We start from the raw sequence: 12,810 nt of genomic DNA on the forward strand, positions 1-12,810 counted from the left end.
TCGTTCTCGCGATGGCGTGCCTGCCCGGGGTCGGGTCTGCAGGTCTGGCGGCGGGCCGCGCCCGGATGCCGCCGTCGCCGTCCCCGCCTTTGACGCCGAACGTCACGCCAGCGTGGCACTCGGCGTCGAGCGTCACCCCAGCGTGGCGCCCGGTTGGCCTCCCGGCGTCCGGTACCTGATGAACGCCGGCGCGATCAGGGCTGCGATGACGACCCCCACCACCACCAGTGCCCCACCCCCGGCTGCGGCCGCGGTGGTGCCGACGGCCGCCGCAGCGGCGCCGTGCAGCGTGTCGGCCAACCGGGGCCCACCGCCGACCACCACGGCGAACACCCCCTGCAGCCGGCCCACCACATCGTCGGAGGCCGCCTGTTGCAGCATCGTCGAGCGGAACGCGGCCGATACCATGTCAGCCGCACCGCCAAAGGCCAGGAACGCCAACGCGATCCACAGCATCGGGCCGGCCCGCCCGTGCGCCATGCCACTGGTGAGGCCGAAACCCACCATGGCAAGACCCCAGGCGACGATCGCGACGACGATGGTCAGGCCCTGGCGCCGGACCCGGGGGAACCAGCCGGAGAACACCCCACCGGCCACCGCGCCGACGGCGATGGCCGCCGACAGCAGCGCCATCGCCGAGCCCCCCTCGATGGGACCGCCGAAGCTCTCGTGGGCCAGCTGCGGGAACAGTGCCCGTGGCATGCCGAAGATCATCGCGATCAGGTCCACGACGAAGGACATCAGCACCACGGTGTTGCCGGCCAGGTAGCGAAAACCGTCCAGCACCGCACCGAGACCCCAGCGTCGGGTCTCGTCGACCGCCACCGCGGGCATGGGCGCCAACCGGACGGTCGCCCAGATCGGCAACAGACAGGTGATCGCATCGATCAGATACAGCGCGGACAGGTCCACCCAGTTCAGCAGCACCCCGGCCAGCATCGGACCGGCGATCGCGCCGAACTGGCTCACCGTCATGTTCAGTGCATTGGCGGCAGGCAGCTGCTCCCCTGCCACCATCCGCGGAATCGCCGCCGAGCGTGCCGGCGAGTTCACCGCGAAGAACGCCTGCTGCACCGCCAGCAGGCACAACACCACCCAGACGTCGTTGACTGCCAGCGCGGCCTGCAGCCACAGCAGCAGCGACGCCACCGCCAGCCCGCAGGAGGCGACGATCAACAACACCCGGCGATCCATGGCATCGGCCCAGGCACCCCCCAGCAGCCCGAACACCACCAGCGGTACCAACGAGAACAGCCCGGCCAGTCCCACGTACGCGGAGTTCTGCGTCAGCGCGTAGATCTGAACCGGGACCGCGAAGATCGTCAGGTTGGCCCCGATGACGGTGGGGATGCCCGCCACCCAGAGCCGGCGGAAATCGCGGGTGCGCAGCGGCGCGGTGTCCGCGAAGAGGGGCATCGCCGACGAGGGTATCCCGCCCCAAATTGAGGTAGTCGACTACCTAAGCAGTCCCCGCTGTGCCGAGCCAGTCTGGGACCACGCGATATCCACTCACTTCGACGCAGGGGTACCGACATGTCGTTTGTAATCACGTCAACCGAGCTAATGTCATCGGCTGCAACGGATTTAGCCAGGATCAATGACGTGCTGCGCATCGCCAGCACGGGTGCGACGGCCCAGACGACGGCGCTGCTGTCCGCGGGCGCCGATGAGGTGTCAGCGGCCGTCGCCGCGCTGTTTTCCACCCACGGCCGGCAATACCAGGCGATCAGCGCTCGCGCAGCAGCCTTTCACGACCAGTTCGTGCAACTGATGAACGTGGGGGCGGGGCAGTACGCGGCGGCCGAAGCCGCGGCCGCCCAACAGCTACCGGCGGCGAGCGTGCAGGAGACCCTGCAACAGTTGCTGGCCAATCTAGGCCTGGGCAACAAGGGCACCGGCAACCTCGGCAACGGCAACACCGGCGACGGCAACTTCGGGATCGGGAACAAGGGCAGCCAGAACATCGGCAGCGGAAACAACGGCAACACCAACTTCGGCAGCGGCAACCTCGGCAGCCGAAACGTCGGCATGGGAAATCTCGGTGACGACAATTTCGGTTTCGGCAATATAGGGTCCTCGAGCTATGGGCCGGGCAGTCACAACGTCGGGATGGGCAACACCGGCCACGATAACGTCGGCATCGGCAACACCGGCACCGGAAACCGGGGCGGCGGCAATACCGGGAATTTCAATATCGGCGGCGGGAACACGGGCAACAACAATCTCGGCTTCGGCAACTCCGGCAACAACAACATCGGTATCGGGCTGCGGGGCGACAACCAGGTCGGAATCAACCTCGCCGGACTGCTGAACTCGGGCAGCGACAATATAGGTTTCGGAGACTCCGGGACCAACAACATCGGATTCTTCAATTCGGGTAGCGGCAACGTCGGCATCTTCAACTCCGGTACCAACATGGGGGAACTTCCGGGTCCGCACAGCAATTTCGGCATCGGGAACTCCGGCGGGGGCAATTTCGGCATCGGCAACTCGGGTGCCCTCAACACAGGCATTGGTCAGTCGGGACTCATCAACACCGGGATCGGAAACTCCGGCGGCTACAACACCGGTGCCGGCAACTCGGGTTACGCCGACACCGGTTTCTGGAATGCGGGCAGCTACAACACCGGTAACGGGAATTCGGGTGACACTAATACCGGCTTCTGGAATTCGGGAAACGTCAACACCGGCGTCGGATCCGCGATCAATACCGGCCTGATCAATTCGGGCTTCAACAACACGGGCACGAATGTCTCGGGCATCGGTAACACCGGCGACCAGATGTCGGGCCTGCTCAACACCGCCAGGGGCAGCGCCACCGCGAACAACGGCGTGTCGGGCATCTCCAACCTGGCCACCGGCGGGTCGGACGTCGACGGCCGGATGTCCGGATTCTTCAACACCGCCTTCACTGCCGCAATTTCCGGCAAGCCCGCCGGCTACTACAGCGGCTTCACCTCGGGCCTGTTGAACTTCGGCACCGGGCTGGCGGGACTGTTCAACCTGGCCCGCCTCTAGATTGGCGATCCTTTACCCGACCTTGACCGCGCGTTGAATCGTCTTACCGACGATGGTCAACATGACTACCCTTCAAGGCGTGGAACTGGGGGTTTTGGGGCCTCTGCAGGTCCGGCAGGGCGGTACTGCCGTCATGATCCCGGGCGCCAAGCCGCGCGCCCTGCTCACCATGCTGGGCCTGCGCAACGGCTCAGTCGTTCCTGCGGACACGCTGATCGAGTTGCTTTGGGGCACCGCTCCGCCCCGCACCGCCGCCAAGGCTCTGCAGACCCACATCTCTGCCCTGCGCCGCGCCTTGGGCGACGGTTTCGTGCTCACCGAAGGGGCGGGCTGGAAGCTCGCCGAAGCGGCGGTCGACGCCGCGACTTACACATCGGCCGCCCGACGAGGTCGCGACGCCGCGGCCGCCGGCGACAGCCGCCAAGCGGTGGTCCTGTTCGAGGAAGCGCTGGGCCTGTGGCGCGGTGTCCCCGAGCTGCCCGACGGCCGGCGCGGGTTGTCGGAAAAGACGCGGTGGCTGGAGGGTCACTCCGCGCTGGTGGAGGATCGGGCGGACGCGCTGCTCGCGACCGGTCGCGCCGCGGAGGTGGTCGGCGACCTGGAGGCGGCAGTCGCCGAGGCACCGCTGCGGGAAAAGCGATGGTGCCAGCTGATGCTCGCCCTCTACCGTGCCGGCCGCCAGGGAGAGGCCCTGGGCGCGTATCAGCGCGCCCGGTCGTTGCTGGCCGACGAACTGGGCGTCGACCCCGGCCCGGAGCTGCGCCGACTCGAAGCGGCCATCGTCGCTCAGGACTCATCGCTGGATATTCCAGCCGCCCAACAGGTTTCGTCGGTGATGCGAGCTGTGACCTTTCTGCTCACCGACATCGAGGGATCGACCGCAGCCTGGGAAGCAGATGCCGCCGCCATGGCGACAGCGCTGGCCCGCCACGACGAGTTGATCGAACAGGTCGTCACATCACGCGGTGGACGGCTGATCAAGACCCGTGGCGAGGGTGACGCAACCTTTTCGGTCTTCGACCGGCCGTCAGCAGCCGCCGCCGCTGCCATCGAGATGCAAGAGGCGATCGCGCGGGAGCCCTGGGCGCTGGCTGAGCCGATGCGCATCCGGATCGCGCTGCACACCGGCGAGGTCGAGCTTCGCGACGGCGACTACTTCGGCAGGGCGGTCAACCGAGCAGCGCGACTGCGGTCGTTGGCCGCGGGCGGGCAGATCCTGTGTTCGGGTGCGGTCGCCGAGCTCGTCATAGACACACTGGCCGACGACGTGTCGCTCGCTGACCTGGGCATGCGGCAACTGAAGAACCTGGCGCGTCCCGAGCATGTTTTCGAGTTGCGGTTCGACGCCGATACCAGCACTCCCGAACCTGCGGTGACGCCGCTCCAGCGTCCCGCTCTGCCTGCAGTGTTGATCGGGCCCGGACCGTTCGTGGGCCGTGGCCCGGAATTCGAGCAACTCGTCTCCGCGTGGCCGACCCACGCCACGCATGCGGTGTTGATCGCCGGTGAACCGGGTGTCGGCAAGACCCGCCTGGCCGGCGAATGGTCCCAACGCGCATATGCAGAAGGTGCGGTCGTGCTCTACGGGCGGTGCGACGAGGACCTCGGCGCGCCCTACCAGCCGTTCGCCGAAGCACTGCGCGCACTGGTGCCGTGCGTCGGCGCGCAGCGTTTGCGCGGTTTGCGCGGTGTTGAGGCACTGCTGCCGTTGGTACCCGGACTGCCCGACGTCATGGCCGATCTGGCTGCCCCGCCCCGGGCGGACCCGGACACCGAACGCTACGCACTGTTCGACGCCGTTGTCGCGCTACTCGAAATCGCCTCCGCCGCAGCGCCGGTCGTCCTGATTCTCGACGATCTGCATTGGGCGGCCAAACCGACATTGCTGCTGCTGCGGCACCTGCTGCGCTTCGGCGACCACGCCCGCGTCCAGATCGTGGGAACCTACCGCAGCACCGACCTGGACCGCTCGCATCCGTTGGCGGCCATGCTGGCCGATCTGCACCGCGATGGCACCGCCAGCCGGCTGAATCTCGCCGGGCTCGACGAGAACGACGTGGCCGCCTACGTCGCGGAAGCCGGCTACGACGACGAGGAACTCGCCCATGCGCTGGCCTCCGTCACCGGCGGCAACCCGTTCTTTCTGATCGAGGCGCTGCGGCACGTCGACGAGAGCGGTGGCGTGTGGGATCAGAGCACGCTGCCTCAGGGAGTGCGAGAAGCTGTGAGCCGGAGGCTTTCCCGGCTCTCGATGGAAACGAATAAGGCGCTGTCGGCGGCGGCGGTCGTCGGCAGCCGGTTCGCGTTGGATCTGGTGGAACACGTGGTCGGCGACGATCTCATCGACGCGTTCGACGAAGCATCCAAGGCCGGCATCGTCATCGAGGAAACCGGCGGCCGCTACCGGTTCAACCATGCCCTGGTCCGACAGTCGTTGCTGGCCGAGCTGGCGTCGGTACGACGCATGCGGCTGCACCAGCGCATCGCGGTGACCTTGGAAAGCCAGGCCGGGGGTGACGATGAACTGCTGGCGGAGTTGGCGCACCACTACTTCGAATGCGCCTGGGCGGGAAACGCAGCCAAGGCGGTCGAGTACTGCCGGCGGGCCGCGGACCAGGCGATGACCCGGCTGGCCTACGAAGGTGCGGCCGACCTGTACGACCATGCGCTACACGCGCTCGAGGAGATTGACGACGAACTTCCCGACCGAGACGACCAGGTTGCCACGCTGCTGGTGGCGCGGTGTGAGGCCCTGCTGGCTGCCGGCGATGTCACATCGGCGGCGGGTGCGGTATCTCAATTGCAATCGGCGACAACAGATTCAGCTCGACTAGCGGCCTGGGCGACGTGTTTCGACGGCCAATTGTCGATGCTGATACACCCTGAGCGGCTGGATGAGGTCGAAGCCGCGCTGGGTGCTGCTGCCGAGAGGCTGGCCGGCCTGGACGACGCCGCCGGTGAGGCCAACGCCCACACCGTGCGGGCCGGGTGTCTGGCCCGGCTCGGGCGCATCGCGGACTGCGAAGTCGCCTTGGACAACGCGCTGAACGCCGCGCGGCGCGCCCGTGAGCACCGACGGGTGAATGCCGTGTTAGCGGGAGCGCCGCTGGCCGCGTTGTGGGGCCCCAACCCGGTTCCACGGGCGGGCGGACGGTGCCTCGATGTGGTGCGGCTGCTGCGCATCACCACCGACTCGCCTGCGGTCGAGGCCACCTCGACACAGTGTCAGGCCGTGTTGGAGGCGTTCCGCGGCCGCGCTGCCGCCGCGCGGCGAATGATCGACTCGGCCCGACGCACGGTCACCGAGCTCGGCTTGCGTCACGCCCTGTGTGAAGTCGAACAGTTCGCCGGCATCATCGAACTCGTTGCCGACGAACCCGGCGCGGCCGAGCCACTCTTTCGTAAGGCTTACAATGGTTTTCGCCGTATGCGTTTGGAAGCTGACACCGCCGAAACCGCCGCACTGCTCGGTCGCACCTGCCTGACACTCGGCCGAGAGGCCGAAGCAGATGAATTGTGCCGCGAGAGTGAGCGCCTGGCCGGGCATGCGCTGAAGGCGTCGATCGCGTGGCGGACGTTGCGGGCGCACCTATTGTCACGCGACGGTGAGCACGACGAGGCCCGGCGCATGGCTGAGAGCGCGGTGACGCTGGCCGAACGCACCGACGCGCTGGTCGACCACGGCGATGCATGCCTGACGTTGGCGAGGGTTCTGAGCGTCGCCGGTGATGTCGCAGGAGCGCGATCTGCCGCCGAACGAGCGGTCGGCCTGTACGAACGGAAAGGCGCTGTAGCACTTGTCGAGACGGCTCGGCAACCGCTCGGGATTCGTGACCCCTCGTCGGCCTTGCGAGCACCCGAAGCATCGGGCAGCGAGCCTGACAACGAATGCGTACGCGTCGCACGCCGAGTCGCGGACGCTGTCGATCGTGAAGCTTGGGACGACGCGGACCAACTGTTTGCGCCCCAGGTAGTCGTCGAGAGCCGTCCCGCCCACATTGAACTCGTAGAACCGCAGCCAGGGCCGGAACCCGCTGCTGCTCGCGTATGTCGTTGTATCAACTCATATCTGCTAGCCGGTGACCTGCCATCGGTTGCAGATTCGTTGGCTGATGACATCACCCAGGACGATCGCCGGAAGGTCATCGGCTCCGGACTCCGTCAAGGCCGCGACGCCGTGATGGCCGAGATTGTGATAACCGCTCCGGCAGTCAAGAGAATGACGACCGACACCATCGCCACCCGGGGTGAGCGCCTGGTACTCAATCGCGTCCGATCCGCGTTCCGCGACGACGAACCGGACGCGTTCGGCATCGACGTCCTCGCCGTCGTCGAGATCGACGCCGACGAGCGGGTGTCGGCACGCACCGTGTTTGACCTCGACGACTTCCGCGGCGCCATCGCCGAACTCGACGCACGGTATCTCGCCGGGGCAGCGGCACCGTACGCGCACACCTGGTCGGTAATCGCGGCGGCATACAACGCACTCAGCTGCCACCAGGCACCACCGACGACAGCAGATTGGATCAACGTCGACCACCGAGTTGAGGCGGCGTTCGGACCCGGTGACCTGATCGACTACTTCGGCGCCGGTAAGGACTTCGAGCAGGACATCAATACCTATGTTCAGGAGGTGCATTCGCTGAGCAACGACGGTGCAGTAATCACCTACGCGGCGCAGGAGACCTCGCGAGAGGGTCTCGATGCCGAATGGCGAGGCATTGCACTGCTACTCGTGGATGGCGAGATGATCAGGCGTTGCGAGGTCTTCGACGAGATCGACCTTGTCGCCGCAGACGAAAGATTCAAACAGTTAGACCGACCAGTTCGGCTATCCGAAAACGCGGCCAGCGCAATGCATGAGCGCATCGAGGTGCTCTTCGCCGACCGCGATTGGGACGCGCTGTCCGATCTCATGGCCGACGATTGTTCTTCCGACGATCGGAGACGGGCGTTGAACTCCGGCACCCGATCCGGCCGCGATGCCCTGGTCACCGAGATTGTCAGTCTCACCGAAATCGGTGTGAGAGCGATGACTTCGGATGTCATTGCTACGCGTGGAAATCGCCTGGCGCTCAGCCGGGCGCAGACGTGGGGACGCGTCCGGTCACCGGCGGCGTTCCACACCGACGTTCTCGACGTGCTGGAGGTCAATGCCGAGGGCAAGTTCTCGGCACGGGTCGTGTTCGACCTCGACGACTTCGATTCCGCACTCGCTGAGCTCGATAAGCGCTACCTGGCGGGTGAAGCGGCCCGCCACGCGCAGGTCTGGTCGGCGGTCACGCGAGGTTTCGCCGCACTCAATCGACGGGAACTGTTTGCGACGACTGAAGATTGGGTCAACATCGACCACCGGAGCGGAACATCGATCGCGCCCGGTGACATGACCGCCCTTCTCGAAGTCACCAGGAACCTCGCCTCGGACATTAGCTATTTCGTCGCGACGGTAGATCGGTTGACCGACGCCGGTGCGGTCGTGACGCACATTTCGCGTGAGACCACTCCAGGGGGATTCCAGGCCGAATGGCGGGTTGTCAGCGTCATTACCTTCGACGGTGACCTGGTCAACCGCTGCGAGGTCTTCGACGCGGACGACCTCGACGCCGCACTGGCACGCTTCGATCAACTGGTCCATCGGCCGCTCCGACGCCTGGAAAATGCCGCGAGCCGAATGGGTGAGCGCTTCCTGACGCTCTTCGCCGCGGGTGATTGGGACGCAATAGAGCGGATGCTGGCTGACGATTTCGCCAACGATGATCGACGCCGAGTTGTGGGCAACGCAGTTCAGGTCGGCCGCGAGGCGCAGCTAGCGAGCATGCGGGTGGTCGCCGAGCTGTGGTCGTCGAATGTCACACCAACCGTCATTGCCACTCGCGGCGAGCATCTCGTCCTCGATCGCCTTTGCTTCTCGCGCCGCGACGATGAGGCACCGGGGTTTCTCACCGAGGTGCTCGGCATTCTGGAGATCGACGGCGACGACCGGATCATCGCCGCCGTGTTCTTCGACCTCGACGACATCGACGCCGCCGTCGCCGAACTCGACGCACGATATCTGGCCGGCGAAGCGGCCACCCACGCAAATACGTGGTCGGTGATCGCCCGCAACTTCGCCGCGTTCAATAGACACGAGCTCCCCTCGGTGACACCGAACTGGGTGAATATCGATCACCGCCGAGCACGAGCATTCTCGCCCGGTGAGCTCTTCCCCTACGTCCGCGCCACCTGGGAACTCACGCCACAAGCCAAGATCTACGCCCATGCGGTGCATCGCCTGGGTGACTTCGGCGCGGTCCTCACCCAGGCAACGTATGGGACGTCGCAGGCCGGCTTCGACGTCGAGTGGCGAGAGGTCACCCTATTCACCGTCGACGGTGACTTGATCAGCCGCTGTGAGATTTTCGACGAGGTGGACCTTGACGCCGCGCTGGCCGAATTCGATCAACTGCGCCGGCCGGCGGCGCCGCTGCAGAACGCGACCTGCCAAGTGGCCCAGCGCTTCGTAGAAATCCTCACCGCAGCCGACTGGAACTCGCTGCCAGATCTCCTCGCCGACGACTTCTCACTGGACGACCGCCGTCGACTGGTTGGTGCGGGACTGCGACAGGGACTGAATACCGAGATCCGCGACATGCGAGCCCTTGTCGACCTAGGCGTCGCGGATGTCTCTACGACCGTCATCGCAACCCGCGGCGAGCACCTTGCCCTCATGCGCACCCGCTTCGCGTTCGATGCCACGCCCGAACCCTTCGTCGCCGAGGTGCTCGGTCTTGCGGAAAACGACGCCGATAATCGAATTCGGGCGCACGTCGTCTTCGACGTTGATGCCCTCGACGCTGCCATCGCCGAACTCGACTCGCGATACCTCGCTGGGGACGCAGCTTCTTACGCACTTGTGTGGCAGACCATCTCCGGTACCTATGCCTCCGTCAGACGCGGTGAGCTGCCCACGCTGACCGCCGACTGCGCAAGTGTCGACCACCGCCGGGGGGCCGCGTTCGCTGCCGGCGAGTTGAGTGAATACACCAGCAAGGGTTGGGATCTCGACCGACCAATCCGGCCTCATATCGTGGCTGTACATCAGCTCAACGAACTGGGTGCGGTCGTGACTTATGTGGCACACGGAAACTCACCTGCGGGCTTTGAAGCAGAATGGCGAGAAGTTGCCCTGTCGACGGTCGAGGGCGACAAGGTGAATCGCTGTGAGCTTTTCGACGAAACAGACCTCAAGGCGGCGCTGGCTCGGTTCGCGGAATTGCACCGCCCCGCACGGCGCCTCGAAAACTCGGCCAGCCGGGTGAACGGACAGCTCTGGGCGTACTGTGCCGCTCGCAACTGGGATGCGATGGCCGCGACACTATCCGTTGACTATGCCCACGACGATCGACGTCGAATGGTGGGCGCCGGGACCATGCGCGGTCGGGATGCCGGAATGCGCGATATGAAGACGATCGCTGAGATCGCGGTCCACTGGGACGCCACGGCGAACATGTTCGCTGACGACTATTGCAACGAAGACCGCCGCAAGGTCGTCAATGCCAATGTTCGACACGGTCAGGACGCCGCAATCGAAGATCTTCGAGTCGGCGTCGAGGTCGGATTACTGACTGACATCGCGGCTCCGATCATCGCCACCCGCGGAGACCGTCTTGTCCTCACCCGCATTCGTGCCTCAGGGACCGAGCGCGCTGAGATCCAGCTCGACGCACTGCAGGTCGTCGAGCTGAACGCGGACGGCCAAGTTGCCGCCGTCGTCATCATCGATGGTGACGATATGGCCGCTGCAACAGCGGAACTCGAAGCGCGATTCATCGCCGGCGAAGCTGCTGCCCACGCGCACACTTGGTCGGTGATCGCCACAGGTTATGCCGCGCTCAACAAACACAAGATCTCTCCGGGGCTGTCGCGTTGCGTGACCATCGATCACCGGGTCCACAGCACGTTCGAAGGGGATGATCTGAATGCGTATATCCGTAGCGGGTGGGACCTCACGCCCAACATGGAGATATACGTCGAGTCGGTGCATCGACTCGGCAGCCTCGGAGCCGTTGTCACCCACACCGCCTGCGGGACATCGCCGGACGGTTTCAGTGCTGAGTGGCGAATGATTCAGCTTCTGCAGGTCAGCGGCGACCGTGTGCACCGTTGTGAGCTGTTCGACGAGGCTGACCTCGAGGTCGCTCTCGCGAAGTTCGACGAATTGCACGCACAGGCGCAAGAACCGCATAACGCCGCACACCGAGTGGCTGAGCGCTTCGTCGCGAGTCACGCAGCTGGCGACCGGAACGCCATGGCGGACATGCTTGCCGACAACTTCGTGAGCGACGATCGCCGTCGGTTGGTGGGTTCGGGAATACGGCAGGGCCGGGATGCCCAGATGGCAGACGTGCAAGCCGTAGCCGACCTGTCCCTCACAAACGTGGCGTCAACAGCGATAGCGACGCGTGGCGAACGTCTGCTCCTCGTACGCAACAGATTCACCGACCGCGAACCAGGACCCGAGGCTGACCTCACCGAGGCACTCAGCGTCATCGAGATCACCATCGACGAGCGGGTTTCCGCGTTGATCACCTTCGACGTCGACGACCTCGAGGCCGCCGTCGCCGAACTGGATGCCCGCTACCTGGCAGGCGAAGCCGCCGCACACGCTCACGCGTGGTCAGTCCTCACTCGGGCGTACGAATCACTCAATCGGCGCGAAATTCCGGCGACAGCAGACGATTTCGTGGATATTGACCACCGCAACCTGGCGCCGGTCGGGCCTGGTGACCTCAAGGCTTACCTTCGCGCTGCGTTGAATGAAACGGCGCACAACCGCATCTATGTCGAGACGGTTCATCGGTTGACTGAGAACGGCGCGGTCGTCACTCACGTCGCGAGCGGGACTTCGGCTGCGGGCTTCGAGGCCGAGTGGCGCATTAGCGACATCTTCATGGTTGAAGGCGACCTACTCTGCCGCTGTGAGATGTTCGACGAGGCAGACCTGGACCGAGCGCTGGCGAAGTTCGATGAACTCTCGCGGGGCACACCACTCGGCGAAAATCCGCCGCGCGAATGACACCGATCCGGTTCGCAGTCCACCGGGTCAGGGTTGCAACCGCTCCACGACGCCGCCGGAGATCCGAATCCTGTTGTGCACCCGGTCTTCTCGCCCTTGCCAGAACTCCACCACCTGGGGCGCGATCAGGTAGCCGCCCCAGTTCGGCGGCACCGGGATGTGCTCGGTGTCGGCAAATCGCGCTGTCACTTCCGCTAGTTGGTCGAGCAGTGCGGCGCGCGAGGCGATGGGCTTCGACTGGTGCGACGCCCAGGCGCCCAGCTGTGACCCGCGCGGCCGCTTGGACCAGTAATCGGCGGTGGTCTGCGGCGCGACCTTGCTGACCGGCCCGCGGATATGAACCTGCCGTCCCAGCAGATACCACGGGAAGGTCGCCGACGCGTAGGGCGTCGTCGCCAGCTCGGTCCCTTTCGCCGAGTCGTAGTTGGTGTAGAAACTGATCCCGCTCTCGTCGGCGTTCTTGCACAGCACCGTCCGGGTCACCGGGCGGCCCTCGGCGACGGTGGCCACCACCATGGCATTGGCCTCGGCAACCCCGGCCTGCCACGCGTCGTCCATCCACCTGCGGAACAAGGCAAGCCAGCCCTCGGCAAGCCAGTCCGCATCCAGGTCAGGGCTGCCGTCCTTCTCGGCGGACCCGTATTCCACCCGCATCCCGGCCAGCGACTGCCGGTCTGATTCTGTCACCGTCCCAACGCTACTCGGACGTTGTTACCGGCCGGTAGGAACCGCCCAGG

At 65.6% G+C, this 12,810-nt stretch carries 4 protein-coding genes; 2 read left to right on the top strand and 2 right to left on the bottom strand.

All coding sequences use genetic code 11. The features are described 5' to 3' along the window. Window positions 1–132 precede the first annotated feature (132 nt). Window positions 133–1,416, bottom strand: coding sequence for an MFS transporter (locus tag AC5Y3Z_RS13050; protein ID WP_463827340.1), 1,284 nt, complete (start codon window positions 1,414–1,416; stop codon window positions 133–135). A gap of 117 nt (window positions 1,417–1,533) precedes the next feature. Here AC5Y3Z_RS13050 and AC5Y3Z_RS13055 point away from each other — a divergent pair, with 117 nt between their 5' ends. Both AC5Y3Z_RS13055 and AC5Y3Z_RS13060 read left to right on the top strand, forming a co-directional pair. Continuing rightward, on the top strand, window positions 1,534–3,018 hold the full coding sequence (locus tag AC5Y3Z_RS13055; RefSeq protein ID WP_463827339.1) for a PE domain-containing protein: 1,485 nt from the start codon (window positions 1,534–1,536) through the stop codon (window positions 3,016–3,018). A gap of 61 nt (window positions 3,019–3,079) precedes the next feature. Then, window positions 3,080–12,073 (top strand): ATP-binding protein, encoded by an 8,994-nt coding sequence (locus AC5Y3Z_RS13060; protein ID WP_473139697.1) that lies wholly within the window; start codon window positions 3,080–3,082, stop codon window positions 12,071–12,073. A gap of 27 nt (window positions 12,074–12,100) precedes the next feature. On the opposite strand, the gene pdxH is transcribed toward AC5Y3Z_RS13060, so the two are convergent. Next, window positions 12,101–12,727: a pyridoxamine 5'-phosphate oxidase gene (gene pdxH / locus AC5Y3Z_RS13065; protein ID WP_463827504.1), complete on the bottom strand. Its 627-nt coding sequence runs from the start codon at window positions 12,725–12,727 to the stop codon at window positions 12,101–12,103. Window positions 12,728–12,810 lie beyond the last annotated feature (83 nt).

Source organism: Mycobacterium sp. NGS61 (assembly GCF_059812325.1).

Excerpts from the sequence above, each read along its gene's own strand:
- AC5Y3Z_RS13055 (WP_463827339.1), top strand. The coding sequence starts at position 1,534 with ATGTCGTTTGTAATCACGTCAACCGAGCTAATGTCATCGGCTGCAACG.
- AC5Y3Z_RS13060 (WP_473139697.1), top strand. The coding sequence starts at position 3,080 with ATGACTACCCTTCAAGGCGTGGAACTGGGGGTTTTGGGGCCTCTGCAG.
- pdxH (WP_463827504.1), bottom strand. The coding sequence starts at position 12,727 with ATGCGGGTGGAATACGGGTCCGCCGAGAAGGACGGCAGCCCTGACCTG.
- AC5Y3Z_RS13050 (WP_463827340.1), bottom strand. The coding sequence starts at position 1,416 with ATGCCCCTCTTCGCGGACACCGCGCCGCTGCGCACCCGCGATTTCCGC.